At 73.1% G+C, this 26,832-nt stretch carries 28 protein-coding genes, 1 tRNA gene and 1 pseudogene; 8 read left to right on the forward strand and 22 right to left on the reverse strand.

Features of this window, described 5'->3' with window-relative positions:
- The first annotated feature begins 33 nt into the window (after positions 1-33).
- A complete protein-coding gene (locus tag ACSLTV_RS01505) occupies positions 34-798 on the forward strand; it encodes a TetR/AcrR family transcriptional regulator (RefSeq protein ID WP_432136667.1) in 765 nt (254 codons plus the stop codon).
- 205 nt (positions 799-1,003) lie between these two features.
- Here the strand turns inward: ACSLTV_RS01505 and ACSLTV_RS01510 are convergent, their stop codons facing one another.
- The 4 genes and pseudogenes from ACSLTV_RS01510 to ACSLTV_RS01525 form a co-directional block, all read right to left on the reverse strand.
- Complete coding sequence (locus ACSLTV_RS01510) at positions 1,004-1,477, reverse strand: PPOX class F420-dependent oxidoreductase (protein WP_432156497.1); 474 nt, start codon at positions 1,475-1,477, stop codon at positions 1,004-1,006.
- A 180-nt stretch (positions 1,478-1,657) separates the two neighbouring features.
- Positions 1,658-4,219 (reverse strand): MFS transporter, encoded by a 2,562-nt coding sequence (locus ACSLTV_RS01515; RefSeq protein ID WP_435611484.1) that lies wholly within the window; start codon positions 4,217-4,219, stop codon positions 1,658-1,660.
- A gap of 191 nt (positions 4,220-4,410) precedes the next feature.
- Positions 4,411-4,941, reverse strand: a pseudogene (locus tag ACSLTV_RS01520) (MarR family winged helix-turn-helix transcriptional regulator); the annotation flags it as partial.
- A 194-nt stretch (positions 4,942-5,135) separates the two neighbouring features.
- A complete protein-coding gene (locus ACSLTV_RS01525; RefSeq protein WP_432156495.1) occupies positions 5,136-5,342 on the reverse strand; it encodes a hypothetical protein in 207 nt (68 codons plus the stop codon).
- A gap of 109 nt (positions 5,343-5,451) precedes the next feature.
- Between ACSLTV_RS01525 and ACSLTV_RS01530 the strand changes: the two genes are divergently transcribed.
- The gene (locus ACSLTV_RS01530; RefSeq protein ID WP_432156494.1) at positions 5,452-5,649 is read left to right on the forward strand and encodes a hypothetical protein; all 198 of its coding nucleotides are present in this window, start codon (positions 5,452-5,454) and stop codon (positions 5,647-5,649) included.
- 56 nt (positions 5,650-5,705) lie between these two features.
- Here ACSLTV_RS01530 and ACSLTV_RS01535 read toward each other — a convergent pair whose 3' ends face one another.
- The 5 genes from ACSLTV_RS01535 to ACSLTV_RS01555 all read right to left on the reverse strand — a co-directional run bounded on the left by ACSLTV_RS01535 (position 5,706) and on the right by ACSLTV_RS01555 (position 9,658).
- The gene (locus ACSLTV_RS01535) at positions 5,706-6,116 is read right to left on the reverse strand and encodes a hypothetical protein (RefSeq protein ID WP_435611485.1); all 411 of its coding nucleotides are present in this window, start codon (positions 6,114-6,116) and stop codon (positions 5,706-5,708) included.
- Between the two features lie 532 nt (positions 6,117-6,648).
- Positions 6,649-7,551 (reverse strand): RNA polymerase sigma factor SigF, encoded by a 903-nt coding sequence (locus tag ACSLTV_RS01540; RefSeq protein WP_432156493.1) that lies wholly within the window; start codon positions 7,549-7,551, stop codon positions 6,649-6,651.
- Positions 7,552-8,006: 455 nt separating this feature from the next.
- Positions 8,007-8,840, reverse strand: coding sequence for an RNA polymerase sigma factor SigF (locus ACSLTV_RS01545; RefSeq protein WP_432156492.1), 834 nt, complete (start codon positions 8,838-8,840; stop codon positions 8,007-8,009).
- Between the two features lie 283 nt (positions 8,841-9,123).
- The gene (locus ACSLTV_RS01550) at positions 9,124-9,417 is read right to left on the reverse strand and encodes a Dabb family protein (protein WP_432156491.1); all 294 of its coding nucleotides are present in this window, start codon (positions 9,415-9,417) and stop codon (positions 9,124-9,126) included.
- 64 nt (positions 9,418-9,481) lie between these two features.
- Positions 9,482-9,658 carry a hypothetical protein gene (locus ACSLTV_RS01555; protein WP_432156490.1) on the reverse strand — a complete coding sequence of 59 codons (177 nt, stop codon included), beginning with the start codon at positions 9,656-9,658 and terminating at the stop codon, positions 9,482-9,484.
- A gap of 557 nt (positions 9,659-10,215) precedes the next feature.
- On the opposite strand from ACSLTV_RS01555, the gene ACSLTV_RS01560 reads away from it, so the two are divergent.
- Positions 10,216-10,620, forward strand: a complete 405-nt coding sequence (locus tag ACSLTV_RS01560; RefSeq protein WP_432156489.1) for a hypothetical protein — start codon at positions 10,216-10,218, stop codon at positions 10,618-10,620.
- Between the two features lie 201 nt (positions 10,621-10,821).
- Here ACSLTV_RS01560 and ACSLTV_RS01565 read toward each other — a convergent pair.
- From ACSLTV_RS01565 to ACSLTV_RS01580, 4 genes are all read right to left on the reverse strand, one after another.
- Positions 10,822-10,906: transfer RNA gene (locus ACSLTV_RS01565), tRNA-Ser, on the reverse strand.
- 68 nt (positions 10,907-10,974) lie between these two features.
- Positions 10,975-11,406, reverse strand: coding sequence for a tRNA adenosine(34) deaminase TadA (gene tadA / locus ACSLTV_RS01570; RefSeq protein ID WP_435611487.1), 432 nt, complete (start codon positions 11,404-11,406; stop codon positions 10,975-10,977).
- A gap of 65 nt (positions 11,407-11,471) precedes the next feature.
- Positions 11,472-11,999 carry a tRNA adenosine deaminase-associated protein gene (locus ACSLTV_RS01575; protein ID WP_432156568.1) on the reverse strand — a complete coding sequence of 176 codons (528 nt, stop codon included), beginning with the start codon at positions 11,997-11,999 and terminating at the stop codon, positions 11,472-11,474.
- 355 nt (positions 12,000-12,354) lie between these two features.
- The gene (locus ACSLTV_RS01580; RefSeq protein WP_435611488.1) at positions 12,355-12,543 is read right to left on the reverse strand and encodes a hypothetical protein; all 189 of its coding nucleotides are present in this window, start codon (positions 12,541-12,543) and stop codon (positions 12,355-12,357) included.
- Between the two features lie 158 nt (positions 12,544-12,701).
- Here ACSLTV_RS01580 and upp point away from each other — a divergent pair, with 158 nt between their 5' ends.
- Positions 12,702-13,337, forward strand: a complete 636-nt coding sequence (gene upp / locus ACSLTV_RS01585) for a uracil phosphoribosyltransferase (RefSeq protein ID WP_432156486.1) — start codon at positions 12,702-12,704, stop codon at positions 13,335-13,337.
- Positions 13,338-13,530: 193 nt separating this feature from the next.
- Here the strand turns inward: upp and ACSLTV_RS01590 are convergent, their stop codons facing one another.
- The 7 genes from ACSLTV_RS01590 to ACSLTV_RS01620 all read right to left on the reverse strand — a co-directional run bounded on the left by ACSLTV_RS01590 (position 13,531) and on the right by ACSLTV_RS01620 (position 18,382).
- Positions 13,531-14,175, reverse strand: a complete 645-nt coding sequence (locus ACSLTV_RS01590) for a LytR C-terminal domain-containing protein (protein WP_432156567.1) — start codon at positions 14,173-14,175, stop codon at positions 13,531-13,533.
- Positions 14,176-14,550: 375 nt separating this feature from the next.
- Positions 14,551-14,847: a type II toxin-antitoxin system VapB family antitoxin gene (locus ACSLTV_RS01595; RefSeq protein ID WP_004943146.1), complete on the reverse strand. Its 297-nt coding sequence runs from the start codon at positions 14,845-14,847 to the stop codon at positions 14,551-14,553.
- Between the two features lie 667 nt (positions 14,848-15,514).
- Complete coding sequence (locus ACSLTV_RS01600; protein WP_432156485.1) at positions 15,515-15,643, reverse strand: hypothetical protein; 129 nt, start codon at positions 15,641-15,643, stop codon at positions 15,515-15,517.
- 57 nt (positions 15,644-15,700) lie between these two features.
- A complete protein-coding gene (locus ACSLTV_RS01605) occupies positions 15,701-16,009 on the reverse strand; it encodes a hypothetical protein (RefSeq protein ID WP_435611489.1) in 309 nt (102 codons plus the stop codon).
- A 282-nt stretch (positions 16,010-16,291) separates the two neighbouring features.
- Complete coding sequence (locus ACSLTV_RS01610) at positions 16,292-16,963, reverse strand: HdeD family acid-resistance protein (RefSeq protein ID WP_432156483.1); 672 nt, start codon at positions 16,961-16,963, stop codon at positions 16,292-16,294.
- Positions 16,964-17,038: 75 nt separating this feature from the next.
- The gene (locus tag ACSLTV_RS01615; RefSeq protein ID WP_432156482.1) at positions 17,039-17,653 is read right to left on the reverse strand and encodes an HhH-GPD-type base excision DNA repair protein; all 615 of its coding nucleotides are present in this window, start codon (positions 17,651-17,653) and stop codon (positions 17,039-17,041) included.
- Positions 17,654-17,677: 24 nt separating this feature from the next.
- On the reverse strand, positions 17,678-18,382 hold the full coding sequence (locus ACSLTV_RS01620) for a siderophore-interacting protein (RefSeq protein ID WP_432156481.1): 705 nt from the start codon (positions 18,380-18,382) through the stop codon (positions 17,678-17,680).
- A gap of 139 nt (positions 18,383-18,521) precedes the next feature.
- Between ACSLTV_RS01620 and ACSLTV_RS01625 the strand changes: the two genes are divergently transcribed.
- The 4 genes from ACSLTV_RS01625 to ACSLTV_RS01640 all read left to right on the forward strand — a co-directional run bounded on the left by ACSLTV_RS01625 (position 18,522) and on the right by ACSLTV_RS01640 (position 22,705).
- Positions 18,522-20,717, forward strand: coding sequence for a penicillin acylase family protein (locus tag ACSLTV_RS01625; protein ID WP_435611504.1), 2,196 nt, complete (start codon positions 18,522-18,524; stop codon positions 20,715-20,717).
- Complete coding sequence (locus ACSLTV_RS01630) at positions 20,704-21,288, forward strand: GNAT family N-acetyltransferase (RefSeq protein WP_432156480.1); 585 nt, start codon at positions 20,704-20,706, stop codon at positions 21,286-21,288. The genes ACSLTV_RS01625 and ACSLTV_RS01630 overlap by 14 nt, the downstream gene beginning before the upstream one ends.
- Before the next feature lie 233 nt (positions 21,289-21,521).
- Positions 21,522-21,956 carry a cupin domain-containing protein gene (locus tag ACSLTV_RS01635; protein WP_435611505.1) on the forward strand — a complete coding sequence of 145 codons (435 nt, stop codon included), beginning with the start codon at positions 21,522-21,524 and terminating at the stop codon, positions 21,954-21,956.
- Positions 21,953-22,705 (forward strand): SDR family NAD(P)-dependent oxidoreductase, encoded by a 753-nt coding sequence (locus ACSLTV_RS01640; RefSeq protein ID WP_435611490.1) that lies wholly within the window; start codon positions 21,953-21,955, stop codon positions 22,703-22,705. The genes ACSLTV_RS01635 and ACSLTV_RS01640 overlap by 4 nt, the downstream gene beginning before the upstream one ends.
- A 369-nt stretch (positions 22,706-23,074) precedes the next feature.
- Here ACSLTV_RS01640 and ACSLTV_RS01645 read toward each other — a convergent pair whose 3' ends face one another.
- On the reverse strand, positions 23,075-25,324 hold the full coding sequence (locus tag ACSLTV_RS01645; RefSeq protein ID WP_435611491.1) for an FG-GAP repeat domain-containing protein: 2,250 nt from the start codon (positions 25,322-25,324) through the stop codon (positions 23,075-23,077).
- Positions 25,325-25,586: 262 nt separating this feature from the next.
- Complete coding sequence (locus tag ACSLTV_RS01650; RefSeq protein ID WP_432156477.1) at positions 25,587-26,066, reverse strand: hypothetical protein; 480 nt, start codon at positions 26,064-26,066, stop codon at positions 25,587-25,589.
- Positions 26,067-26,832: the final 766 nt, after the last annotated feature.

Raw genomic sequence — 26,832 nt, forward strand, 5'->3', positions numbered from 1 at the left:
ATCAGTGACCCTGATCTGACGGAGGTGTGCCCCATGGGCGCCCAGGCCAAGCGAGCCGCGCAGGACAGCGTGTGGCTGTCGGGCAAGGCGCGGCGGGGGCGGTCGGGCGGTGGCGGACAGCCCTCGGGGCTCGACCGGGAGCGGATCACCGGCGCGACCGTACGGCTGCTGGACGCCGAGGGGCTCGACCGGTTCTCCATGCGGCGGCTCGCGGCCGAGCTGAACGTCACCGCGATGTCCGTCTACTGGTACGTCGACACCAAGGACGACCTGCTCGAACTCGCCCTCGACGCCGTGTTCGGGGAGGTCCGCCTGCCCGACCCGCAGGCCCCGGACGAGGACTGGCGGCAGCAGCTGCGCGCGCTGGCCGCCGAGTACCGGGCGCTGCTGGTGCGCCACCCCTGGGTGTCGCCGCTGGTCGGCCGGTACCTCAACATCGGGCCGAACAACCTGGCGTTCGCCCGGGTGGTGCAGCGGGTGGTCCGCCGTACCGGGGTGCCCGCCCGGCGCATCACCAGCACCATCGCCGCCGTCTTCCAGTTCGTGTACGGGTACGGCACGCTGGAGGGCCACTTCCAGACGCGCAGCGCGGCCTTCGGGATGAGCCACGACGAGTACTTCCAGCACGCGCTGACGCAGGTGACCGAGGCGCCGGCGGTCGCCGAGGTCCTCCAGGAGTCCAGGGAGATCATGGAGGCCCGCGGCGGCGACACCGTGGCGGAGATGATGGACCGGGACTTCACCTTCGCCCTCGACCTGCTGATCGCGGGCATCGAGGCGATGGTGGACCGCGGCTGACCTGCGACGGAGGCTGCCCCCGGCCCCGATTCCCCTCCGGCCGAGGCTCCCCCTCGACCGCGGCTTGCCCCCGGCCGAGGCTGCCCCTCCAGCCTCGGCCGTCTACGCCCGTCCGGCCCCTACGCCCGTCCGGCCCCTACGCCCGTCCGGCCCCTACGCCCGTCCGGCCCCTACGCCCGTCCGGCCCCCACGCCCCTCCGGCTGCCTACTCCCGTCCGGCCGCCAGCCGCGCCGGGAAGCCGCCGGTCGCCACCGGCCCCCACCGCACCGGCGTGATCCGGATGATCGACTTCCCCTGCTCGGCCATGGCCGCCCGGTACTCGTCCCAGTCCGGGTGCTCGCCCGCGATGTTGCGGTAGTACTCGACCAGCGGCTCCACCGAGTCGGGCGCGTCGACGACCTCCGCAGTGCCGTCGATCTGCACCCACGGGCCGTTCCAGTCGTCGCTGAGCACCACCACGCTCACCCGCTCGTCCCGCTTGGCGTTACGGGTCTTCGCCCGCTCCGGGTACGTGGAGACCACGATCCGTCCCGAGTCGTCGACCCCGCAGGTCAGCGGCGACGCCTGGGGGCCGCCGTCAGCGCGCCGGGTGAGCAGCAGGGCCCGGTGCCGGGGCCGTACGAAGTCCAGCAACTCGGCCAGGGAGACCCGGGTGTTGGTCGCGATGTTCGGTGCCATGGTCTCAGCCTAGGGGGAGCGTCCCGCTCCGCACCGCCTGGACGGCGGATCGTCGCGGTCACTCCCCTGTCCGGACGTACGTCCTCCGAGCCGCCGTGGTGATCGGTCGTGAGAACCGGCCCGGGGCGGGGCGCGCGCTCCGCTCAGCGCGTGCCCGCCCGCCCCGGGCCGGGGCCGGAACTACTCGCCGGGGTGGGCGAGTTCGATGTCGTGGCCGTCGACTCCGGCGCCGGACACGGTCAGTGCCGTGGTCAGCGGCGGATAGCCGGTCGCGATGACCGAGTACTCGCCGCCGTCGAGGTCGGTGAAGGCGTACGCCCCGTCGGGCCCGGTGGTGGCCGTGCCGGCCACGTTGCCCGCCGCGTCCACCAGCGTGACCCGCGCGTCGGCCAGCGGCCCGTGCGGCGCCCGTACGACGCCCTGGACCCGGGCGCCGGTGTCGAGGTCGACCTCGATCCGGGTCGCCCCGGTGGCGCCCACCTCCACCGGCAGGGCGCGCGGCCGGTACCCGGCGGCGTTCACCGCGACCGTGACGGTGCCCGGCATCGGCTCGGCGAGGAGGAACTCACCGTGCTCCCCGCTGGTCGTGGCGGCCACCAGCTCGCCGCGCACGTCCGTCACGACGATCACCGCGTCCTTGACGGGCTCCCCCGCCTCGGCGGCCCGCACCACCCCGGTCAGTTCGCTGGTGCCGGTGAGCAGGATGTCGTACGCCACGGGCTGCTCGTCGGGGACGACGACGGTCGATGCCTGCGGCCGGCACCCGTCGGCGGCGGCGATCAGCACGTACGATCCCGCGCCGGGCGCCCGCAGCGTGTACACCCCGTCGTCGTCGGCCAGCGAGCGGTCCAGCCGGCCCCCGGTGAGCGAGATCAGCGTGACGGCGGCCTGCCCGACGGGCGCGTTCTCCGCCCCGCGGACATGGCCGCGGACATGGCCCCGGACCGGGACGCCGGGGGTGGCGGCGGCCGGGGTGGCGGTGGTGGCAACGGTGGCAGCGGGGGCGGTGGCAGCGGTGGCGGGGGCGGTGGCAGCGGTGGCCGCCTCCTCGACGGACGGGGTTCCCGCGGCCAGCGCGCCCGCGGCCACGGCTTCCGCGGCCGGGCTCGCCGAGGCCGGCGCGACGGAGGTGCCGGTCGCCGGCTGCTCCTCGGCCGCCTGGGCCAGCGCGCCGGACGTCCGCAGGGGGACCTCCTTGATGAAGAGGGTGACCAGGAAGGCGAGCAGGGCGATCGGCGTCACGTACAGGAAGATGTCGGCGATGCCGTGCCCGTAGGCGCTCTCCAGCCAGGTGCGGACCGGGGCGGGCAGCGCGTCCATGTCGGGCAGCTGACCGGAGCCCGACGCCTTGGCGGCGGCGGCCCGCGCCTGCGGGTCCAGGGTCGTGATGGTGTCCTTCGCGTAGTGGGTGATCCGCGTCGACATCACGGAGCCGAGCGCGGAGACGCCCATCGCGCCGCCGAGGGAGCGGAAGAAGGTGACGACCGAGCTGGCGGCGCCGAGCTCGTGCGGGGCGACCTGGTTCTGGGTGGACAGGACCAGGTTCTGCATCATCATGCCGATGCCGAGGCCCATGACCGCCATGAACAGCGCGATCTTCCAGTAGTCGGTGTCGTACCGCATGGTGCCCAGAAGGCCGAGACCGGCCGTCAGGAGCACGCCGCCGGAGACCAGCCACCCCTTCCACCTGCCGGTCTTGGTGATGACCTGCCCGGAGACGGTCGAGGAGACGAACAGCCCCGCGATCATCGGGATGGTCATCACGCCCGACATGGTCGGGGACTTGTCGCGGGCCAGCTGGAAGTACTGGCTGAAGAAGACGGTCCCGGCGAACATCGCGACGCCGACGAACAGCGAGGCCAGCGAGGCCAGCGTGATCGTCCGGTTGCGGAAGAGGTACAGCGGGATGATCGGCTCGGCGGCCCGGGTCTCGACGAGGAGGAAGACGGCGGCCAGCGCCAGCGCCCCGCCGACCATCGTGTACGTCTGCCAGGACAGCCAGGCGTACTTGTCGTCCGCGAAGGTCACCCAGATCAGCAGCAGGCTGACGGCCGCGGTGATGAAGAAGGCGCCGGCCCAGTCGACCTTGACGCGGCGTTTGGTCTCCGGCAGGTGCAGGGTCTTCTGCAGCACGAAGAGAGCGATCAGCGCGAAGGGCACGCCGACGTAGAGGCACCAGCGCCAGCCGAGCCAGTCGGTGTCGGTGATGACACCGCCGACGAGCGGGCCGCCCACGGTGGCGACGGCGAACGTGGCGCCGAGGTAGCCGGAGTAACGGCCGCGCTCCCGCGGCGAGATCATCGCGGCCATGATGATCTGGGCGAGGGCGGTGAGACCGCCCGCCCCCAGGCCCTGGATGACCCGGGCACCGATCAGCATGCCGGGGTTCTGGGCGAGACCGGCGAAGACCGAGCCGATGATGTAGACGACGAGCGCTATCTGGACGAGTGCCTTCTTGCTGACCAGGTCGGCCAGCTTGCCCCACAGCGGTGTCGAGGCCGTCATCGCCAGCAGCGCGGCCGTCACGACCCAGGTGTAGGCGCTCTGGCCGCCGCCGAGGTCCTTGATGATCTCGGGCAGGGCGTTGGAGACGATGGTGGACGACAGGATGGCGGCGAACATGCCGAGCAGCAGCCCGGAGAGCGCCTCCATGATCTGCCGGTGCGTCATCGGGGCGTGGGGGCCGTGGCCCGCCCCGTGCTTGGCATGAGCCCGCACACCGGCTGGTGTGGTCGTTGCCATGGACTTCCTTCTCTTACGTGGTCGCGGGTGTACGGGGTCTCCGCGTCGGAGGCGGAGGGCACCGCGTCCGGCGGTGGGGTGGTCGGTTACGCGTCCGGGGGAGTCGTGCTCGGGGACGTGGCCGTGGGTCCGGTGGTGGGGAGCGCTTCCGGAGTGGTGGTGGGGGGCGCGTCCGGGGGCCCCATGGTCGGTGTCGGTGTCGGTGTCGGTGTCTGTGACGGTGACGGCGGCGGTGACGGCGGTGTGGTCCGCGGCGCGGGCGCTGGTGCCGGCGCCGGCGGCCGTCCGGTGGTCCGGCAGTCGCCGAAGCTCGCCCTGAGCCGGGCCATGAGCCGGGTCAGCTGGGCGACCTCGGCGTCGCTCCAGTCGTCCAGGCGCTCGGCCAGCATGCGCGTGGTCCGCCGGGACAGTTCGTCCACCTGGTCCAGGCCGGCCGGGGTGAGGTGCAGGATGCGGCTGCGCTTGTCCGCCGGGTCGGGGGAACGGTCGATCCAGCCGCGCTCGGCGAGGTGCGCCACATGGCGGCTGGTGACCGACAGGTCCACGGCGAGCAGCTCGGCGAGGTTGCTCATGCGCATGGCCCCGTGCCGGCTCAGCAGCGTCAGCACGGCGGCGGAGCCGGCCGGGCAGTCGGCCGGCAGGGTCCGTCCGAGCTCCCGTTTCACGGCACCGAACGCGCTGAACTGACGGATCAGCTCCTCGTACTGCGCCTGGCCGGTCATCGCGCGCCCCTTCGTCATACCCCCGAGCTTTCGTTGCTTAGGGCAACCATAGGACCGTTTGGTTGCTACAGGCAAATAAACCGGCGCGGGGTGGTGCAAAAAGTTGGCAAAGGCAAGTGTTGCGCCCGGGAATGAACCCGCTGTTGAAAGCGCCGACAGCGGCCGCACCGGAAGCGGAACGGCCGCAGTCCTGGTCAGTCGTCGTCGGAGGACGAGTCCGGGAAGGAGGAGCCGGACCGCTTGGAGCCACCGCGCCCCGCCGAGCGCACCAGCTCGCCCACGCCGAGCGTCACCGAGCCGACGGCCCGAGCCCAGCGGGGCCCTCCGCGCTCCGCCCACACCACACAGGCGCAGCCACCGAGGACCACCACGAGAACCCCGGCCAGAACGAACATGACCATCTGCTTCCCCCTCGTCGCGGCCACCCCGTGCGGGTGGCCCACCCCATTCTCGCCCCCTCGCATCCCCCCGCTTGGGGCATGCGCCGCCTCTTCGCTAGGGTCTCGGCACATGGCTAACACCCAGGGCCCGCAGGGCAACTACGACCCCGCCGGCAGCACCCAGATGTTCCGCGCGTTCGTCGACGAAGGCGCCCCCGAGGCCTCCCGTCAGGCCGCCGCGCCGAGCGGCCCGCGCATCGGACTGATCGTCGGCATCGTGGCGGCGGTGGCGATCGTGGCGGCGGTCGCCTGGCTGGCGCTCAAGTAGCACCCCGCCCGACGCCCGACACACGCCCCCGGCCAGGCTCCGCACCGGTCGGCGGTTCAGGCCCAGTCGACGGCGACGACCCGGGTCTCGACGCGCATGCCGAGAGGGACCCGCCAGGAGTCGACGCAGACCAGCCAGGTCCGGCGGCCCCGCGCGCCGGGGGCGATGGGTGCGGGCAGGGGGCGGGTGGACGTGATCGTGGCCCAGTCGATGCCGATCGAGTCGATGATGTGGGTCCCGAGGGTCACCTGACCCGAAGTCACGGCCGTTCCACCGGAGTTGTGGAAGGTCAGGGTGACGTTCTCGCAGTTGCGGTCGTCCGTCGGCGTGCGCAGGGGCGGGTCCGTGGTCAGCAGCGCCGGCTCGGGGGCGGACGTCTGCTCCGGAGGCGGCGTCCGGGTCTCGCCGGGAGGGGCCGGGGGTCGCGCGGACGGTAGGGGCCCCGGCGGCGGCGAGGCCGCCGGCACGGTACCGGCACCGCCCGGCCGATCCCGAGCCGCCGGCCCGGCGGCCCCCGCGCCCGGCCGGCCCGCGACCGACGGCCCGGACGGCACCGCCTTCGGTGCGCCCGTATGCGGACTTCGCGAAGTCGGATCCTCTGGCGGCGACTTGAGGCCCGCCCGTGGCGAAGGCAGAGGTGCCAGGCTCACCCCGCCCGTGGGACGGCTCCCGGCCGCCGGCGGCCCTCCCGCCGTGTCGGTCGAGGCGTAGGAGCGGGCCGGGTCGTGGGGTACCAGGACGTATGCGGCGGTCAGGGCGGCGGTCGCGCACAGAGCCGCCGAGGCGGCCAGGGCGGCTGCTCGACGGCTCGGCGGCCGGGGGCGGGTCCGGAGTGGACTGCGCATCCCGGCAGTGTGGCTGACGTACCGTCAGGAATAAAGGGGGCGGACGGCCAGGACCGGCCGCGGTGGACCGGCCACCACGGACCGGCGGCGGTGGACCGGCCACCACGGACCGGGCCGGCAGGGGCCGGGCCGGCAGGTGCCGGCCGGTCGGGCTTCAGTCGCTGATCAGGCCCTCACGGAGCTGGGCCAGGGTGCGGGTCAGCAGGCGGGAGACGTGCATCTGGGAGATGCCGACCTCCTCGCCGATCTGCGACTGCGTCATGTTCGCGAAGAAGCGCAGCATGATGATGCGCCGCTCGCGGGGCGGCAGCTTGGCCAGCAGCGGCTTGAGGGACTCGCGGTACTCGACGCCCTCCAGCGCGCTGTCCTCGTAGCCCAGCCGGTCGGCCAGGGAGCCCTCGCCGCCGTCGTCCTCGGGGGCCGGGGAGTCGAGGGAGGAGGCGGTGTAGGCGTTGCCCACGGCGAGGCCGTCGACCACGTCCTCCTCGGAGACGCCGAGCACGGTGGCCAGCTCCGTCACCGTGGGCGAACGGTCCAGCTTCTGCGAGAGTTCGTCGCTCGCCTTGGTCAGGGCCAGGCGGAGTTCCTGGAGGCGGCGCGGAACGCGGACCGACCAGGACGTGTCACGGAAGAAGCGCTTGATCTCGCCCACGACGGTCGGCATCGCGAACGTCGGGAACTCCACGCCGCGTTCGCAGTCGAAACGGTCGATCGCCTTGATCAGGCCGATCGTGCCGACCTGGACGATGTCCTCCATCGGCTCGTTGCGGGAGCGGAAGCGGGCGGCGGCGTAGCGGACCAGGGGGAGGTTCAGCTCGATCAGCGTGTCGCGGACGTACGCGCGCTCGGGGCTGTCCTCGTCGAGGGCGGCGAGCCGCAGGAACAGGGAGCGGGACAGGGTGCGGGTGTCAATGGCCCCTGTCGTCGGGAGGGTCGGGGCCGGCGCGGCCTCGAGGACCGTGACGTCGTCGAGCGCGTCGGGCTCGACAGGCGCAACGGGCTCGGTCTCGCTCTTCATGAGCGTGAGCACCTTGGAGCTGCCCTGTTCTGCGGACATGCCACCCCCTCTGGGTCGCGGGACGGTCGCGGCGAACGCTCTCCGAGGAGGAACGTCAGCCTTCACCTGAATACCGGAGCCTGAGCCCCGGCAAACGCGCTTCCGGCAGAATGTCACATGTCGGCAACGCGCTGTAGTGACATGTCGACATGTGAGTGACGAAACAGCCCTGGAAACAGGCGGTGTGACGGTTTTTCAGCCCGAATTTGTCGGGAACCGGCCGCGTGGGCGATTCGTTCGGGCTGGTGACGCATCGAGCGTGCGTGCGGGTGCCCTGCGGCCCCCCATCGGTCGCCCCTGTCCGTCGCCCCCGTTGGTCGCCCCCGTTGGTCGCCCCCGTCCGGTCCGTCGCCTCCGTCCGCCGCCGTCCGGCCTCCGCCCGCTCCGTCGCCCCTGTTCTGTCGCCCCTGTTCTGTCGCCCCCACTGTCCGCGGACGGCTCGAACTCGTCTGCGGCTAGGCGTCGATGCGGTTCGCCGAGCGCAGCCGCTGGAAGCTGCGGGCCAGCAGCCGCGAGACGTGCATCTGGGAGACGCCGAGTTCCGCGCTGATCTGCGACTGGGTGAGGTTGCTGTAGTAGCGCAGGAGCAGGATTCGCTGTTCGCGTTCCGGAAGCTGGACCAGGAGATGGCGGACCAGGTCGCGGTGTTCCACCCCGTCGAGGGCGGGGTCCTCGTAGCCGAGGCGGTCGAGCAGGCCGGGCAGTCCGTCGCCCTCCTGCGCGGCCTCCAGGGAGGTGGCGTGGTAGGAGCGGCCCGCCTCGATGCAGGACAGCACCTCGTTCTCGCTGATCCGCAGCCGCTCGGCGATCTCGGCGGTGGTCGGGGAGCGTCCGAAGGCCGTGGTGAGGTCCTCCGTCGCTCCGTTGACCTGTACCCACAGCTCGTGGAGCCGGCGCGGTACGTGGACGGTGCGGACGTTGTCGCGGAAGTACCGCTTGATCTCGCCGACGACGGTCGGCATCGCGAAGGTCGGGAACTGTACGCCCCGGTCCGGGTCGAACCGGTCGATGGCGTTGATCAGACCGATGGTGCCGACCTGGACGACGTCCTCCATGGGTTCGTTGCGGGAGCGGAAGCGGGCGGCGGCGTAGCGAACGAGCGGCAGGTTCGCCTCGATCAGCGCGCAGCGCACCCGGTCGTGCTCGGGGGTGCCCGGCTGGAGCTCCTTGAGCTGGGCGAAGAGGACCTGGGTCAGGGCCCGGGTGTCGGCCCCGCGGCGCTTGGCCGGGACCTCCGTGGCGGGCGCCTCGGGGGCCTCCGCCTGGGGCGGCGCAGTACTGGCCGACATGGTCAACGCCACCTCTTCATCGGTCACTCGTCGGTCGCTCGTCGGTCACTAGTCGGTCAACGCGGCGGTCAACTCAACAACTCATCCGTCAAAAGCGGTCATAGCATCACAAGACATGTGCACTGTGTGCAAGCACCGCATAACGCCGTGTTGATGGACGTGTGGGAGGGGCGGCGAGTCCGGGCCGGAGACGCGTGGAGCCCCCCGCCGGCGTGCGGTGCGGCGGGGGGCTCCACGGAAGCCGGGGTCGGACGCCGGGCCGCGCGGCCTGTGCGGCCCGCGCTCAGAACTCGTAGTCGGCGACCACCCAAGTGGCGAACTCCCGCCACAGCGCCACACCCGCCTGGTGGTCCGGGTGCTCCAGGTACCGCTTGAGAGCGTCCGCGTCCTCGACGGCCGAGTTGATCGCGAAGTCGTAGGCGATGGGCCGCTCGCTGATGTTCCAGCCCAGCTCCCAGTGGCGCAGCTCCTCGATCCGGCCGCCGAGCGCCCGGAAGGCCGCCTCGCCCTCCACGACCCGGGGGTCGTCGCGGTGGACCCCCTCGTTGAGCTTGAAGAGGACGAGGTGGCGGATCATGGGCACTCCCAGTGTCTGCGGGGGGCGCGGCCTTCCCGGCCGCCCTGTCCGCGGCCCGCCGCGCCTACTTGGCTCCGTCGGCCAGCCAGGTGAAGAACTCGCCGACGGCCTTCGCCGCGTCCGATATGCCCTCGAACCCTATCTGGACGTAGTCCGCGGCCTTCTCCGGGTCCGTGATGATCACGTACAGCACGAAGACCACGAGTACGTAGACGGCGATCTTCTTGGCGTTCACCGCCACGGCGGCCTCCCCTTGCGACTGATGTGCCCCCCGGGCCCCCTGTTGCCGCCCGTGAGTGTAGCTTTCAGCCCGCGCACATCGTATGGAAGGACCTTCGGCTTACGATCCGGGGCCGTTCGGCTCGCCGCGGCGGCTTCCGCGGAGTGCAGGATGGAGACGTGGCCGGGCGGGTCTGGCAGGAGTCCGCCGGGTTGCACGACCAGCCCCACTGCGGGGTGCGCGTCGCCGCTTTTCCCCCGTAACGGACGCGCACTTGAGGGCCAGGTCACCAGAAGGGCCCCGTCCGACGGACGGGGCCCTTCTCGATGAGCGGTAGCGGAGGGATCTGAACCTTCGGCGACTTGCGCCACACTCACTTCCGAGGTCTGTTCGTGCTGGGCAGGGCATGATCCGGGGCTGTTCATCCCCGTTCATTCGGGTACTCCGGCCCGCGTCGGGAACCCCTGTGAACGGGTCCGGACGGGGCTGAATGAGACGGAAACCGAGACGGAGGGGACGTGCGCCGACCAGTCCGTCAGGGCCTGTCCGGCGGATCGTGGGGCTGGCAGACTGCGCCCGTGAGTTACAGCATCTTCCTGCTCCGGTTCGTCGACGGCGAGGCCGTCACCCTGGACGCCGAACGCTTCCGGCAGATGACCGAGCCGTACGTGGTGGCGGGCGGCCCGGAGGAGGGCTTCTCCCAGCTCCGGGCGGAGGACGGAGGCGAGGCAGATCTTTACCACGCGTCCCGGGACGACGATGGGATGTCGTGCGTGACGGCGACGCACTTCGCCCGTGGCGCGATGATGGGCATACTCGCCCGGCTGGCGGCAGCCCTCGGGGCTTCGGTCGTGCCCCAGGACGGCGACGCGCTGATCTTCCATGAGGACGACCGCCGCCGTCTTCCTGCCGACTTGCAGGAGAAGGCGGTGGTCATAGACGCAACGGCGGACGCGTTCCAGGCGGCATTGGAGGCGTTCTGAGGGTCTTCGCTCCGACGGCTGCCAGCCCTTCTCTGCCGTGTGGTCGATGTGTCCGGGCGTATCCAGCGCCGGGATCACGGCCACAGGGGCACCTCGTACATGAGGTGCGGTTCGTCCGACTCGGGAGGGACGAAACGACGGAAAGTGAGACGGACGCCGAAGGAGCGCCCGGTTCGATGAACCGGGCGCCCCTTCTATCTGCGGTAGCGGAGGGATTTGAACCCTCGGTGACTTGCGCCACACTCGCTTTCGAGGCGAGCTCCTTCGGCCGCTCGGACACGCTACCGAGGGAGACCTTACAGCACCCCGGGTGGTGCTCGGAAATCGATAGGCGGGCGGCTGCGGCCGGCCCGGTCAGCGGTCGCGGAAGAAGTCGGTGAGGAGGCGGGCGCAGTCGTCCTCGAGGACGCCCGCGATCACCTCGGGGCGGTGGTTGAGGCGGCGGTCGCGCACGACGTCCCAGAGGGAACCGACGGCGCCCGCCTTGTCGTCGCGGGCGCCGTAGACCACCCGGTCCACCCGGGACTGGACGATCGCCCCCGCGCACATCGTGCACGGTTCCAGGGTGACCACCAGGGTGCAGTCGGTGAGCCGCCACCGGCCGAGCCGCTCGGCGGCCCGCCGCAGGGCGAGCACCTCCGCGTGGGCGGTGGGATCGCCGGTGGCCTCGCGCTCGTTGTGCCCGGTGCCGAGGACGGTCGTGCCGTCGGCGGCCAGCACCACGGCGCCGACCGGGACGTCCCCGCCCCGGCCGGCCAGCCGGGCCTCGTCCAGGGCGAGCCGCATCGCGGCCCGCCAGCGGTCACGTACGGGATCGGGTGCCGGGCGGCTCCCGTCCTGGTGCGTCGGATTCAGCGGACGGTCTCCAGGACCTCGGAGGCGCCCAGAGCGTCGGCGATCTCGCTGAGCGCGTCCGTGGACAGGGCCTTCAGCTCCTTCTCGCTGACGCCGAGGTCGTCGAGGATCTCGGCGTCGCCGACCGGGCCGTGCGGCACGGCCTCGGCGGAGCCGCCGGTCCCCTCGTCGTCGGGGTCCTCGTCCTCGCCGTCCTCGGTACCGTCGAGGTCCAGCGCGTCCAGGTCGTCGTCGTCACCCGGCTCACGGCCGAGCAGTTCGTCGGTGAGCAGGATCTCGCCGTACGAGCTGCGGGCGGCGGCAGAGGCGTCGGAGACGTAGATGCGAGGGTCGTCCTCGCCGTCCACGCGGACCACGCCGAACCACGAGTCCTCCTGCTCGATCAGCACGAGCACCGTGTCCTCGTCCGGGGACGCCTCCCGGGCCAGGTCGGCGAGATCCGACAGCGTCTCCACATCGTCGATCTCTGTGTCGCTCGCTTCCCACCCGTCTTCGGTGCGCGCGAGCAGTGCGGCGAAGTACACCGTGACTCTCCCACTGGTCATAGGTGTGCCGGTCGGGGGTCCCCCCGGCGGAGGTTACGGGCGGAGAGAGCTCAGCTCCGAGCCCCACCCACTCGGAATCGTGGCAGAAACAAGGCGTTCAGGGGACGTCTTCGGCTCCCTGTGTCCGGTGGTTTCGTTCGCATGCTCCGGGCGCCCCCAGGGCATCCGGGTGACACGTGCGCAACCGACCTCACCAGCACACTCGTTGCCGCCAACTGGGGATCGTACGCGGCTTTGCGGTGCCGCCGCGCGGGCCCGGCTCCGAGAAGCCCGTGAGAAGTCCGTGGGACGTCCGCGCCCCGGTGACCCTTCCCGGTCGGCGGCTCCGGCGCGGCTACCAGCGGAAGGTGCGCATACGCATCGCGTGGCGCAGCCGGGCGGCCTTGGCGCGACGGGGCTGCACACGGTCCCGCAGGGCCCGCGCCTCGGCGAGTTCCCGCAGGAACTGGGCGCGGCGACGCCGGCGCTCCGCGTCCGTCTCGGCCGGGTCGGGAACGTCGAACCGGTCAGGCGTGTCAGGCATAGGCAGCACCACCCCGTCGGCACGGGCTCGGCACCCGGTCCGTTCCTCCCACCTTCCCCCGGGCGGTGGGGTTGATGCCAGCGTTCGGAGCAATCACGGGCCAGCACTTCGCCCTCCGTGAGGACGTTGGGGTATTCCGCCCGGTTACTGTTGTGGACATGCGTCTCCACGTCGTCGACCACCCCTTGGTCGCCCACAAACTCACCACGCTGCGCGACCGGCGCACGGACTCCGCGACCTTCCGTCGCCTCGCCGACGAGCTGGTCACCCTGCTCGCCTACGAGGCCACCCGTGACGTGCGGACCGAGCAGGTCGACATCGCCACGCCGGTCGCCGAGACCACCGGTGTGAAGCTCTCCCACCCGCGCCCGCTGGTGGTGCCGATCCTGCGGGCCGGGCTCGGCATGCTCGACGGCATGGTCCGGCTGCTGCCGACCGCCGAGGTGGGTTTCCTCGGCATGATCCGCAACGAGGAGACGCTGGAGGCTTCGACGTACGCCTCCCGCATGCCGGAGGACCTCTCCGGCCGTCAGGTCTACGTCCTGGACCCGATGCTGGCCACCGGGGGAACCCTTGTCGCGGCGATCCAGGAACTCATCAGGCGCGGCGCGGACGACGTCACCGCCGTGGTGCTGCTGGCCGCCCCCGAGGGCGTGGCGCTCATGGAGCGGGAGCTGGCAGGGACGCCGGTGACGGTGGTGACGGCGGCCGTCGACGACCACCTCAACGAGCACGGCTACATCGTCCCGGGCCTCGGCGACGCGGGCGACCGCCTGTACGGGGCGGCGGAGTAGCACCCCGGGCACGCCGGCCGGTTCGCGCCCGGCCTGCGCCCGCCCACGACGTGCTCGGGCGCTGAATTTTCCGGTGCTCCGGTGCTCCGGTGCTCCGAGGCTCCGGAGTTCCCTTGCTCGGGTGCTCGGGTGCTCGGGTGCTCGGGTGCTCGGGTGCTCGGGTGCTCAGGGCCTCGGGCTCCGGTTGGGAGTCTCAGCAGCCCTTCTTCGTCGACGGGCTCGGCTTCGGGGCGGTGAGCGCGGTCAGTGACCTGGCCGCGTCCGCCGGGGTGGCCAGCGCCTTGTAGCCGTTGCCGATGATCAGGTCGACGGTGGCGTCCTTGCGGGCGGCGTCGGTACGGCGTTCCGCGCCGGGGAGCTGGGTGGCGAGGACCTGCAGCGAGCTGTTCAGCGCCGAGGCCGGGCCGAGCAGTACGCCCGGGCCGGTGACCTTCTTGTCGTACTCCTTGGTCGCGTTGCCGACCGTGCCGATGCGGAAGCCCCGCTTCTTCAGCTCGTCGGCGGTGGACTTGGCGAGGCCCGCGCGGGTGGTGGCGTTCAGGACGTTGACGGTGATCTGGCCCGGCCTGGGCAGCACGGCCGGGGTCGCGGCGGCCGTGGCGCCGGTGCCGGTGGCCGCCTTCTTGGTGGTGCCCTCGCTCGCGCAGTCCGTCGCGGAGCCGGCCGCCGAGGCCGTTCCCCCGCCGCCGGTGAAGACGTCGATGAGCTGCAGAGTGCCCCAGCCGGCCACCCCCAGGACGGCGCCTGAGGCGAGGGCGAGCGCCACCATCCGGCCGCGCCGCCGGGGTCGACGCATCCGTGGGTACTTGTCCCCCGTGATCCGGTACTGGCCGCCCATGCCGGGAGGAGTCAGCATGCTCATGGGCGCAGCGTAGTGCGCCTGAGCGGCCATGCCTACTAGATGATCATTCGACCCGCACATCCGACCCGAACGGGCCAACCGGCCGGCCGCCGGCCAGGCCGCGCGCAGGGCCGCCCGGCGGGCCGTTCGCGGGCACCTGCCGGGCCGTCGGCAGGCGCTTGACCCGGTCGGGGAAGGAGTCGTGTGGTGGGGGGCGCGATGCGGCGCGGCCCGGTGGTGCGCGCATGCGTGTGACCCGGCGGGGTGTCGGTTCCCTCGGCCGGGTGGGGTGGTCAGCGGGGCGCCGGGAGAGGGCGGGTGCCGACCTGGGCGGTGCCGTCGCGGACCGGGATCAGTCCGGTGCCGACCGGGTCAGTCCAGTTCGAGCACGCGGGCGTGCAGGACCTGGCGTTGCTGGAGGGCCGCTCGGACGGCGCGGTGCAGCCCGTCCTCCAGGTAGAGGTCGCCCTGCCACTTCACGACGTGCGCGAAGAGGTCGCCGTAGAACGTGGAGTCCTCGGCGAGCAGGGTCTCCAGGTCGAGCTGCTGCTTGGTGGTCACCAGCTGATCGAGGCGGACCGGGCGCGGCGCGACGTCCGCCCACTGCCGGGTGCTTTCCCGGCCGTGGTCGGGGTACGGCCGGCCGTTTCCGATGCGCTTGAAGATCACACGGAAAGCCTACCGGTCCAGACGTTCCGGGCGCAGCCATGGCGGCGGAGTGCGGCGCTGGAAATACCGGCGTGAACGGGGATGAAGCGGGACGGAGGCCGGACGGGTCCCGGACCGGAACGGGACGATGGAGCCGGCCGGTGAGCGGAGGCGGGATCACCGGCCGGACCGCCGCGCCGCCTCGTCGCGAGCGCCACCGGCACCAACTGCACCACCCTGACCGAGCCGCTCCTCGGTCGTCCCGGGGCGTCCCTGGGCGTCCCGGGGTGCTCGTGCGCCGCCGGCTTGGCTGATTCGCCCGAAAGGGGGCGGCGTGTTCTTCGTCACCGAGGTCCGGGGGCGGTGCCCGGTCCTCCTGTGCGGTTTCCCTCCCCGGTTTCCCTCCCCGGTCGCCCTGCCCGGTCGCCCTGCCCGGTCGCCCTGCCCGGTCCTCCTGTGCCGTCCCCTTGCGCCGTCCCGTCCGGCGTCCCCTGGCGAAGGGGCCCGGGACGCGGCGGCAGCGCGCTGCTCACCGGCGTTGTGCACAGGCTGTGGACGGTCGTCCACGCCGGCAGCTCTGCGGCACGGGCACGGCACGGCACGGCCCGGCGGAGGCGGGCGCCGCACGGACTCGGCACGGGGACCGGTGCGGGACTCGGTACGGGCGCCGGCCGCCTCCGCCGGTGGATCAGCGTTCCCCTGCCGTACGCGGCCCGGGCCGCTCGGGCTCGGACCGCTTCACCTCCCGCTTCGGGGTACTGCGGGCGGCCTCGGCGCGCAGCAGGGCGCGGAGAACGGCGTACGGGTCGATGGGCATGGTCGGGTACCTCCTGTACCGGTGACGTGCCTTGCCGGAAGCGATGGGCAGGCTCCGTCAGCAGCGCAGGACGACCGTGCGCAGGAGACGCGGGGTGCGCGGCGTCGGCCCCGGCCCCGCGGCGGCGGGGAACCCGGTCCCACCGGGGGCCGGGGCGGGGTCGGGCGCGGGGCGCAGGGGCGCGGCGGCACGGTGGGCGGCGGGTCGCGGCGCCGGAACACCGAGGGCCTCGTACTCGACCACCTCGACGGCGCCCTCCGCGACCGGCGGCGCGTACGGCTGCCCGCCGGGCACGAGCAGTGCGAGCAGCAGGACGAGCACCCGCAGCCAGGACCGGCTGCGCGGACGACGTCGTACGGTGCTCACGCTCCTCGTCTCCCACGCCACGCCCGGCCGCCACCCCCCGGCCCGAACATCCCACCCACCTGGCCCAACCCCGCGACCACCGCTCGGCTCGCGCCGGACTGCCGGACTGCCGGACTGCCGCCCTGCCGGACTGCCGATGTCGGGGCGCCGTGCCGTCGGGCCGTCGGGCCGCCGTACCGCCGGGCCGCCGTACCGCCGGGTGTCGAGGCCGGGGACGTTCCTCCACGCGGGCGGACCGGACCGGGTGAGCGGCGCTCCGTCCCGCGCCGGGGCGGTCGCCGCTCAGACCGCCCTCGGCACCCTCCTGGCCCCCGCCCGGACGCGGATCGCGGTGGCGATCTCCACCACGCCCACCACGAGGAGCCAGACACCGCCGAGCACCGTGAGGACGGTGACCGACTCGACGGGGGAGTCGATGAGGACGACGCCGGCGGCGAAGGCGAGGACACCGAGGAGGATCTGCCAGCCTCGGGCGGGCATGCCGCGGTCGGAGAGGGCGGCCAGGGTCTGGGTGATGCCGCGGACGATCCAGCCGATGCCGATCCAGAGGGCGAGCAGCAGCACCGACCGCATGGGCCCGCGGAAGCAGAACAGGCCGAGCAGGATCGACAGCGAACCGCTGACGAAGGCGAGCACCCGCAGCGAGGTCGCGCGGTGGGTGCCGAAGGCCGTGATCAGCTGGAAGACGCCGCTGATCAGCAGGTAGAGCCCGAAGAGGACGCCGGCGGCGAGGAGCGAGGCGCCCGGCCAGACCAGTACGAGCACGCCCAGGACCAGCGAGGAGACCCCGGCGAGCAGGATGACCTGCCAGGCGGCGCGGGACAGGGCGTGCAACGGCCCCTCGAACGGCGGTTCGGGTTCGCGGGGCGGCCCGGACGGCGGTGGGTGGCCGGCGTGGACCCGGCGGTCGTCACGGTCCGGGCCCCAGGGGGAGCCGGTCGGTGCCTCGGTCATGACCCCATGCTTCGAACGCGGCGGCGCCGCCCGCCACCGGGGAGGGCCGCCCGGATGACACCGCCCGGTCGCCGCTCACCCGCTCTTCGGTGACTTCGCCGCCTTGGCAGCCTTCGCCGCCTTGGCCGCCGCCTTCATCTCCTGCTTGTGCGCCCGCACCTTGACCAGGGACTCCGGACCGGTGATGTCGGCGACGGAGCGGAAGGACTGCCGCTCCCCGTACGCGCCGGCCGCCTCCCGCCAGCCCGTCGGCGTGACCCCGAGCTGCTTGCCGAGCAGGGCGAGGAAGATCTGGGCCTTCTGCTTGCCGAAGCCGGGCAGCTCCTCCAGGCGGCGCAGCAGTTCCCGGCCGTCGCCGACACCCTTCCAGACCAGCTCGGCGTTGCCGTCGTAGTGCTCGACGAGGTACTGGCACAGCTGCTGGATGCGCCCGGCCATGGACCCGGGGTAGCGGTGCACGGCCGGCTTCTCCGAGAGCAGGGCGGCGAACGACTCCGGGTCCAGCGCGCTGATCTCGTGCGCGTCGAGGTCGTCGGCGCCGAGCCGGTCGGCGATGGTGCGGGGCCCCTTGAACGCCCACTCCATCGGAACCTGCTGGTCGAGCAGCATCCCGATCAGCGCGGCGAGCGGTGAACGTCCGAGGAGCGCGTCGGCCTCGGGGTCCTGGGCGAGGTGCAGGGTGACGTCCATGCACCGATGATCGCCGGTACGGGCTCAGCCCGCGCGCCAGTAGCCCATCGCGTGCAGGCGGTCCTTGGCCAGCCCCAGCTCCTTGCGGACGTACGCGGCGAGGGCGCGGGTCGGCCGGGTCTCGCAGGCGATCCACACGTACGGGTGCGCGGTGGCCGTCAGCAGGGCGGGCAGCTCGGCCCGTACCCGGTCGACCAGTGCGCCGGGCTCGGCGCGGCGCAGGTCCGCCCGGTCGGTGGGGAGGGGCAGGCCGTCGTCGCCGCCCTCGAACCACACCGTCGCCGGGACGGATCCCAGCGCGCCGAGCAGGGAGTTGACGGCGGGGAGGGACGCGGGGTCGCCGATGGCGAAGACGTGTGTCGGCGCCGGGTCGGGGGCCGTGAAGCCGGTGCCCTGGACGGTCGCCTCGATGGTGTCGCCGGGCCCGGCGGTCCGCGCCCAGTCGCTGGCGGCACCGTCGTGCAGGGCGAACTCCAGCGCGAACGTGGAGCGCGCCGGGTCGGGGTCTACGAGGGTGTACGCCCGCTGGTGCGGCTTGCCGGCGTCGGGGAACCACAGCCGCACCCACATGGTCGGGTGGACGCCGGTCGCCGAGAGGAGCCCGCCGTCGGTGACGTGCAGCCTGCGGTACTCGGGGGTGACGTCCTCCGCCCCGGTGACGGTGAGGGTGAAGTCCTTGCCCCGCATCAGTCTGAGGACCGTGCCCTCCCAGCCCCGCCCCTGCGCCATGTGTGCTCCATCCCTCGCGTACGATTCCGCCAAATACTTAGGTGAGGCTAACCTAAAACATTTCGTCGAGGTGGTGGAGGTGGTGGAGGCAATGGAAACGGTGGAGGCAATGGAAACGGTGGAGACAGAGGGGCCGCAGGTGACCTTCGGGATCTACCGCGACACGTGGGGCATCCCGCATCTGCGCGCCGCCGACGCCCTGACCCTCGCCTACGCCCAGGGCCTTGTCACCGCACGCGACCGCGCCTGGCAGCTGGAGGTCGAACGCCACCGGGCCCAGGGCACCTCCGCCTCCTTCCTCGGCGCCGAAGCCGTCTCCTGGGACGTCCTAGCCCGCCGGGCCCGCCTCGCCGACACGGCCCGCACCTGCTTCGACACCCTGCGCCGTGACGACCCCGAGACCGCCGACTGGCTGCGCTCGTACGTCGACGGCGTCAACGCCGGCTTGGCGGCCATGGCCGCCGGGGGGCCCGCGGATTCCGACGATCCCGCGGTGTCCGCCGTGCCCGCGTCGCGGGAGCCCACGAGGTTCAGGCCCCCCATCGCCTCCACCGAGCCGTCCGTCGCTCCGCCCCCCGAGTTCGCCCGGACCGGGCTCACCCCCGGCAGCTGGGAGCCCTGGACGCCGCTCGCGGTGTGGCTGTCGGCCCACATCCTCTTCGCCGGCTTTCCCGCCAAGCTCTGGCGGGAGCAGGCCGTGCGGCACCTGGGGCCCGAGGCGGTCGGGCTGTTCGCCACCGACGGGCCCGGCACGGCCGGCAGCAACGGCTGGCTGGTGAGCGGGGAACGCACGGTCACCGGGCACGCCGTCATCGCCGGCGACCCGCACCGCTTCATCGAGGACCCCGGCGTCTACCAGCAGATCCGCCTGGCCTGCGACGACCCCGACGACCGGTTCGACGTCGTCGGTCTCGCCGTACCGGGCGTCCCCGGCATCGCCCACTTCGGCCACACCGGAGGCGTCGCCTGGGCCATCACCAACGCCATGGCCGACTACCAGGACCTCTACCGCGAACGCCTGCGCCGCACCGGCGCCGGCGTCGAGGCCCTCGGCCCCGACGGCGTGTGGCGCCGAGCCACCCGGACCACCGAGCTGGTCCACGTGGCCGGCGAGGCCCCCGTCGAGATCGAGCTGGTCGAGACCGAACGCGGCCCGGTCATCGCCGGCGGCCCGGAGGGACCCCCCGAGGACGACGACGGCTGTGCCCTCAGCCTGCGGTACCCGCCCCGCGTCACCGGCGACCTCGGCTTCGGCGCGCTCCTGCCGCTGCTGCGGGCCCGCCGGGTCGCGGACGTGGACCGGGCCCTGGACGCCTGGGTCGAGCCGGTGAACGTCGTCCAGGCGGCGGACACGGAGGGCGGTCTGCTGCACCGGGTCGCCGGCCGGGTGCCGGTGCGCGCCGGGCGGAACCGGGTCCGCCCGGTCCCCGCCTGGCGGCCCGGGCACGAGTGGACGGGCTGGCACGAGATGCCGCGCGCCGGACTGACCGACGGCATCGCGGTGATGGCCAACCAGCGCGGCCCGGCGGCCCCGCTCGGCGTGGAGTTCGCCCCGCCGCACCGCGCCGACCGGATCCGCGCGCTGCTCGACGAGCGCCGCCGGTGGTCCGCAGCGGACATGCCCGCCCTCCATACCGACACCCACCTCGCCTCCGCGGCGCCCCTGCTGGACAGGATCGCCGGCCTGACCGGCCTGAGCCCCGCCGCGACGGCCCTGCGCGACCGCCTGCTGCGCTGGGACCGCCGGATGGACGCCGACAGCGAGGACGCCGCCGCGTTCGCCGCCGTGCGCGGCGCGGTCGTCCGGCGCCTCGCCGCCCACCCGGCGTTCGGCGCGCTCACCGACCCGCCCGCCTGCCCCGAGGTCCTCCTGCCCTGGCTGGCGCTGCTCCCCCGTATCGGCTTCGCGCTCGAACACCTCCTGGGCGCCGAGGAGTTGTACGGCGTCGACCGGGACCTCGCGGTCCGCGAGGCCGTCGAGGAAGCCGCCCTGCGATCCTCTGCCCGCTGGGGCGACACCCACCGGCTGGCCCCGTGGCGGGCCCTGCCGGACCCGTCGTACGAGGCGCCCGCGCTCTCCGGCGACCACGACTGCGTGCTGTGCACCTCGGCCGTGCCCGGCCTGACCGACCTCGCCGCGCGCGGCCCGGCCGCCCGCTACGTCTGGGACCTGGCCCGCCGCGAGGACAGCCGCTGGGTGGTCCCGCTCGGCGCCCACGGCACCCCCGGCCACCCCCACCACCGCGACCAGCTGCCGCTGTGGCTGCGCGGTGAACTCGCCCCGATCGTCACGGACTGGGCACTACTGCAGAAGGAGAGCGATGTACGTCCATGAGCAGGCGGTCGCCGGATTCGGCACGTTCCGGTTGCGCCCCCTCGACGCCGAGGGCGACGCCGCGACGGTGCACGCCTGGGTGAGCGAGGAGCGCGCCGCGTTCTGGGGCATGACCGGGATGACCAGGGATCAGGTCGCCCAGACCTACGCCCACATGGCGACCCTCGACACCCACCACGCCTTCCTCGCCGAGCTGGACGGCGGCCCGGTCGCGCTCTTCCAGACGTACGAACCGTCCGCGGACCGGGTCGGCGAGTGCTACGACGTCGCCCCCGGCGACATCGGCGCCCACGTGTTGCTGGCCCCGGCCGACGGGGGCGGCGCCCGGCCCGGCTGGTCGACGGCGCTGCTCGGCGTCCTCGCGCGGTACGTCCTGGTGGGCATGGACCGGCGGCGCATCGTCGTCGACCCTGACGTGCGCAACGGCAAGGCCGTGGCCCGCTTCCGGCGGATGGGCTTCGACACCGGCCCGGTCGTCACCCTCCCCGAGGTGGACCTCCCGGAGGTGTACCTGCCGGAGAAGCGCGCCCAACTCGCCTTCTTCCGCCGGGAGGTAGCCTTCCCGGGGTGACCCCGGAAGCGCCCCGGAAACCGCAACCGCCACCCGACCCGTCGCCCGACCCGGCCCCCGGCCCCTCGCCCGACCCGGCCCCCGGCCCCTCGCCCGACTCGACACCCGACTCGACCCCCGACCCGTCGCCCGACTCGGCCCCGGCGTCGGCCCAGAGGCCGGACCCGGCACCCGGCCCGGCCTCCGCGTCGGTCCCGAGGCCGGCTCCGGAAGAGCTCGTCGCGCACTACGGCCTGGAACCCATCCCCCGCGAGGGCGGTCTGTTCCGTCGTACGTGGGCGGGGCCCGCGGGGCCGGACGGCCGTCCGGCGGGCTCCGCGATCGTCGCGCTGCTCACCGACGGCACCGCGTCCGCCCCGCACCGCCTGCCCGCCGACGAGACCTGGCACCACTACCTCGGCGACCCACTGGAACTGCTCCTGCTCGCTGCGGACGGCACCTCCCGCACGGTCGTCCTCGGCCCGGACGTCCTGCACGGACAACATGTCCAGTTCACCGTCCCGGCCGGCACCTGGATGGGTGGGCGGACCACCGGCGCGTGGACCCTCTTCGGCTGCACCATGGCTCCCGGCTTCACCTACGCGGACTACGAGCACGGCGACCCGGCCGCCCTCACGGCGCGCCACCCGGACCGGGCGGCCCTGATCACGGAACTCTTCCGGGCATGACGCTGCTGGAGGGCCAGGTCGCCCTGATCACCGGCGCGGGCGGCGGCCTCGGCCGGGGCATCGCGCGGCGGTTCGCACAGGAGGGCGCCGCGGTGGTGCTGCACTGCCGTACGAGCGTCGCGCCGGCCCGGGAACTGGCCGCCGAACTGCCCGGACCGGCCCTGGTACTGCGCGCCGACCTCACCGACGAGGAAGCCTGCCGTCGTCTCGTCCGGGAGGCCGCCGAGTGGCGCGGCACCCTGACCGCCCTGGTCAACAACGCGGGCGCGCAGCCGCTCCAGCCGCTGCCGCAGATGACGGCGGAGCACTGGCGGTCGGTGATGGACGCCAACCTGACCGGCGTCTTCGCCTGCACCCAGGCCGCCGTGGACCTCATGCGCCAGGGAGGCGAGGGCGGCAGCGTCACCCACATCGCCTCGGTCGAGGCCCGCCTGCCCGCCCCGGACCACGCCCACTACGCCGCCTCCAAGGCCGCCGTCGTGAGCCACGCGCGCGCCGCCGCGCAGGAGTACGGGCGGCACGGTGTCCGCGTCAACACGGTCTCGCCGGGACTCGTCGAGCGCGACGGGCTGGAGCGGGCCTGGCCGGAGGGCGCACGGCGCTGGCGGGCGGCCACCGCGCTCGGCCGTCTCGGCCGGCCGGAGGACATCGGCGACGCCTGCGTCTTCCTCGCCTCGCCGCTCGCCTCCTGGATCACGGGCCATGACCTGGTGGTGGACGGCGGCGCGACGGCACGGCCCGCCTGGTGACCCCACCGGCGTTCCCGCCCGCCCGCGGGGCCGCCACCGGGCCGCCCGCCGGTGCAACTCACGGGCCTGCCGCCGTGCCGGTCCGGTGGGGCCCCCGCGGACCCGTCCGGCGGACTCGCCGGATCGGCCGCTCCGCCGGGCTCACCGGACCTGCTGGACCCGCCGGGTCTGCGGATCCGCCGGGCTCACTGGGCTCACTGGGCTCACTGGACTCGCCGGACTCGCCGGACTCGCCGGACTCGCCGGACTCGCCGGACTCGCCGGACTCGCCGGACTCGCCGGACCCGCCGGACCCGCCGGACCCGCCGGACCCGCCGGACCCGCCGGACCGGGATGCCGTTCGGCGCCCCGGTCCGGCGGGCGACCGGGTCAGGAGACGTCGTCGAACCGGGTGCCCTCGCCCTCGTACAGCGTGGTCGTCTGCCGGGTGAACGGGACCGACCAGGAGCCGGTCGAGCGGTAGACGTACGTGCCGTTCGGGCCGTACCCGATGAGGTCGGGGCGGCCGTCGGCGGTGACGTCACCGGCTCCGACGAGGTGGGAGTACATGTTCCAGCCCGCGCCGATCCTCACCCGCGAGGCGTAGGAGCCGTCGCCCTTGCCGAGGTACAGCCACAGGACGCCGTCCCGGTCGCGGGCCACGAGATCGCCCGCCGGGGCTCCCGCGATGTCGCCGGTCGCGGTGAGCTCGTTGTAGATGCCCCAGCCCCAGCCGATCTTCACCCGGGGCTCGTAGGGGGCACGCCAGCTGCCGGTGCCCTTGTAGAGGTAGAGATCGCCGCGGGTGTCGGTGGCGAGCAGGTCGGCCCTGCCGTCGCCGGTGAAGTCGCTGCCCGCGGTGATCTTGTCGTAGACACCCCAGCCGGCACCGATGCGCACACGGCTCGCGAAGGTGCCGTCGCCCTTGCCCAGGTACTCCCAGAGCACGCCGTCCCGGTCACGCGCCACGAGATCGCCGGTCGTGGCGCCGCCGATGTCGCCCGTGGCCTCGATCCTGTCGTAGATCTGCCAGCCGCCACCGATCCTCGTCCGTTCGGCCGGGGTGACCTGGCCGTTCGACGGCCAGTCGAACAGGTCGTCCCGCCACAGCACGCCCGAGGCGTCCCGGGCGAGGATGTCCGGGGAGCCGTTGTCGTTGAAGTCGTGCGGGTCCGCCCGGCGTGAGACCCGGAAGTCCCCGGAGGCGGTCGCGGGGCCGCCGATGCCGTCGGTCGGGGTGGCGGTGATCCGCCAGGTGTACGCCCCGTTGGGAGCGCTGACGCCGTCCAGGACGCCGTCCCAGGTGAACGCGAAGCGGCTGCCCGACGCGGAGCCGGACGCCGAAGGGGCCAGGCGCCGGGTGATCTCCTTGCCGGTGGCCGCGTGGGTGAGCGTGAGGTCCACGGTGGCGTTCGCGCGGTTGAGGACCCACTCCATCGGAACCGTGGTGCCCGGCTTCTCCAGGTCCACCGCGGTCGGGACGTTCGACTCGGCCACCCGGACGGCCAGGACCCGGCCGGTGTCGGCCATGAGCGTGGCGCCGGGGAGCCCGCCGATCTCCTCCCAGATCCGGAACAGCCCGTCGGCCTCGGCCGTCGCACCGCGCACGATCAGTCCGCCGTCCGGGGCGTGGGCCACGCTGGAGAAGTCCTCCAGAAGCTTGAAGGGCGCGGTGTCGGGGTGGGTGATGCTCCGGGCGTACAGCGGGCTCAGCCCGTCGTCGCCCGCCGTGCCCGGCACGCCGTAGAGCAGCGTGTCCCGGACGATGCCGACGATGACGGCACCGCTCATGGAACTGTCCATGGCGAAGTCCGGGTGGACGTACGTCCCGTCCACGGCGAGCTCGGTGACCCCGCCCCGGTACTCGACGTGCGCCTCGTAGTCGGCGCTGTAGGCGCCCGTCGACGCCTGGGTCCACGGGGCGATGGACCGCCTGCTGTCCGGCAAGGACGACGCGGGATCGACGGTCGTCCGCGTCCGCCAGAACTGGGTGTAGTGGGACCACGAGTTCGGGAAGACCCGGTTGCTCTCCAGGAGGAGCAGGGTGGCGCTGGTGGACGCGATGACCTTGAAGTCGATGCTGTAGACGCTGGCGGAGCGGTTCGTCTTCTTCGGCACCCCGTCGACGTGGGAGAGCTGCCACAGCTGGTGGTAGTCGGCGGTGCCGGTCGGAGTCTTCACGAAGAGGTTGTCACCGACCACGCCGACGACTTCGGCGCCGGCCCCGAACTCGGACGCGAGGTCGTAGGACGCGGACCACGTGGCGCCCTCCCGCATGTCCTTCAGGAAGACCTTGCCGCCGCCGTCGCCGGTCACGGCGATGTCGGAATTGCTGTCGTAGCCCATCGTGCCGGAGCCGACCGGAACCACCGTGCCGTCGGCGTACCGGTGCCACTCCAGTACGGGGGCACCGGAGTCGTCCTTCCGCGACGTGAGGTACCCGCTGTCACCGGTGCTGACGATCTCCGTGTCGAGGGCGACGCGCGGCACGTCGGCGGTGGTCGCGGTGGCCGCGGCCACGGATGCCGGAGCGGCCGCGGCCCCCGGCGCGACCACGACGCCGGCACCGACCGTCACGGCCAGCACGACGGCGACGGAAGCGCCCAGCCGACGACGCCGGGCTGTACATACGGAAGCCAAGAAAGTCCCCTCCTGATGAACCGAGCAGCACGCACCCACGCGGTGCGCACCGCTCGAACAGACACACGGAGCGGGACTGTGGTTGCACGAGCACCCCGACTTCCGCCCCACCGCCCCGCCCCGCCGACGCCACGTGCTGACCTGCTCACGGCCTGCTCACCGCCCGCTCGCCACCGCGGTCCAGCCGACCGATCCGCAGGCGCGTCCCCGCGGCTCACGAGCGCCGTGGACAGGGGAACACGGACGGCCGGGCTCCCCGCCTTCAGTCCCCCGAGGAACCGAAGAACCCGACATGGGTGGGCAGGTCGTCCGTGTAGAGCAGCACGTAGACGCCGGACCAGCGCATCCGGTCCTCACCGAGCAGACTCATGTCCTCGGCCCCCGGAAGCCCCGTACCCAGGGCCTCGTACGCCCGGGTCATCGCCTCCTCGTACTGCCGCACGGTCGGCCGTTCCGTGCCGAAATGGTGTACGAGCCGGGCGGTGGGGAGCGGGCGGAGCGTGAAGTAGTCCGCCTCCCGCTGCTGCGGCGGCTCGGCCGTCCCGACTATGCGACGCACGTCCAGGATGGAATGCGTGCCCTCCTCGCCCATGAACTCCTCGTCGGCGTAGAGCTCGTCGAGGCTTCCGTACTCCTCGTCGTCGCCGAACAACTCCTGGAAGACCTCGTCGTGCAGGGCCTTGAGCGTCGCCTCGACGCTTCCTCTGTAGGGAGTGACGTAGTCCCACCCGCTGGCACCCATGACCCGCCCCGTTTCCGTTGCCGTGCAGTGGGACGCCACCGTACTGCCCACGGCACCGCCCACTGCACGGCACCGTCCTGACCGTCGACCGGGTCCGCAGCTGCTCCAGCGGAGCGTCCAGTCCCAAGGGCGCGTCCCACGCCTGCCGCAGCGGTCGGGCCATGCGGAGCTTCCCCGCGCCGTCCGGCCAGACCAGAGCGTGCTCGGCCAGCACTTCCAGCACGCCGTCCAGTTCGCGGGTGGTTTCGTCGTCCACCACGCCCAGCAGCTTCGCCAGGGCTCCGCGCGAAGCGGGCGCCCCCAGCGCCGCCAGCGCCTCGGCCACCTGGAGATGCGGCAGCGCGAGCCGCGGCAGGGCGAGTGCCACCGATCCGGGGCGCTGGAGACGGTCGGCCAGTTCGCCCACCGAGCGCGGCTCGCACGCGTGCCAGACCAGAGCTGTCGAGGCTGCCCAGCCACGTCGCCAGCGTTGATCGGGACCTCATGGGCGCACCTCGTCAGGCTAGGGAACGTCGCAGGGCCGGAGCCCGGCACCGGGTCCAAGGATGGCGGATCTCCGACATACGCGGGCGCCGTATGAGTGAACCGCCGACTTGTATGGCTGTAGCGGGACGCGGTCGGGGTGGCCGCTCGTAGCGTGCCGTAGGGCGCCTGGCCGACCACGTGTGGCGCGTCATGATCGCCGACGAACGCAGAGCCAAGTCCCTTCTCATCCAAAAGGCTTGACAAGACACAGAGGCACCCCGGGTTCGGTAGAGATCTCAGT

The sequence above is a fragment of the Streptomyces sp. bgisy159 genome (assembly GCF_965341775.1).
Lineage (GTDB): Bacteria > Actinomycetota > Actinomycetes > Streptomycetales > Streptomycetaceae > Streptomyces.

Coding starts and splice junctions, on each gene's coding strand:
- ACSLTV_RS01515 (WP_435611484.1), bottom strand. CDS start 4,219: ATGGCAACGACCACACCAGCCGGTGTGCGGGCTCATGCCAAGCACGGG.
- ACSLTV_RS01525 (WP_432156495.1), bottom strand. CDS start 5,342: ATGGTCATGTTCGTTCTGGCCGGGGTTCTCGTGGTGGTCCTCGGTGGC.
- ACSLTV_RS01540 (WP_432156493.1), bottom strand. CDS start 7,551: ATGTCCGCAGAACAGGGCAGCTCCAAGGTGCTCACGCTCATGAAGAGC.
- ACSLTV_RS01620 (WP_432156481.1), bottom strand. CDS start 18,382: ATGGCGCAGGGGCGGGGCTGGGAGGGCACGGTCCTCAGACTGATGCGG.
- ACSLTV_RS01650 (WP_432156477.1), bottom strand. CDS start 26,066: ATGGGTGCCAGCGGGTGGGACTACGTCACTCCCTACAGAGGAAGCGTC.
- ACSLTV_RS01610 (WP_432156483.1), bottom strand. CDS start 16,963: ATGACCGAGGCACCGACCGGCTCCCCCTGGGGCCCGGACCGTGACGAC.
- ACSLTV_RS01615 (WP_432156482.1), bottom strand. CDS start 17,653: ATGGACGTCACCCTGCACCTCGCCCAGGACCCCGAGGCCGACGCGCTC.
- ACSLTV_RS01545 (WP_432156492.1), bottom strand. CDS start 8,840: ATGTCGGCCAGTACTGCGCCGCCCCAGGCGGAGGCCCCCGAGGCGCCC.
- upp (WP_432156486.1), top strand. CDS start 12,702: ATGCGTCTCCACGTCGTCGACCACCCCTTGGTCGCCCACAAACTCACC.
- ACSLTV_RS01505 (WP_432136667.1), top strand. CDS start 34: ATGGGCGCCCAGGCCAAGCGAGCCGCGCAGGACAGCGTGTGGCTGTCG.
- ACSLTV_RS01600 (WP_432156485.1), bottom strand. CDS start 15,643: ATGCCCATCGACCCGTACGCCGTTCTCCGCGCCCTGCTGCGCGCCGAG.
- ACSLTV_RS01550 (WP_432156491.1), bottom strand. CDS start 9,417: ATGATCCGCCACCTCGTCCTCTTCAAGCTCAACGAGGGGGTCCACCGC.
- ACSLTV_RS01510 (WP_432156497.1), bottom strand. CDS start 1,477: ATGGCACCGAACATCGCGACCAACACCCGGGTCTCCCTGGCCGAGTTG.
- ACSLTV_RS01580 (WP_435611488.1), bottom strand. CDS start 12,543: ATGCCTGACACGCCTGACCGGTTCGACGTTCCCGACCCGGCCGAGACG.
- tadA (WP_435611487.1), bottom strand. CDS start 11,406: ATGCGGCTCGCCCTGGACGAGGCCCGGCTGGCCGGCCGGGGCGGGGAC.
- ACSLTV_RS01590 (WP_432156567.1), bottom strand. CDS start 14,175: ATGGGCGGCCAGTACCGGATCACGGGGGACAAGTACCCACGGATGCGT.
- ACSLTV_RS01530 (WP_432156494.1), top strand. CDS start 5,452: ATGGCTAACACCCAGGGCCCGCAGGGCAACTACGACCCCGCCGGCAGC.
- ACSLTV_RS01640 (WP_435611490.1), top strand. CDS start 21,953: ATGACGCTGCTGGAGGGCCAGGTCGCCCTGATCACCGGCGCGGGCGGC.
- ACSLTV_RS01630 (WP_432156480.1), top strand. CDS start 20,704: ATGTACGTCCATGAGCAGGCGGTCGCCGGATTCGGCACGTTCCGGTTG.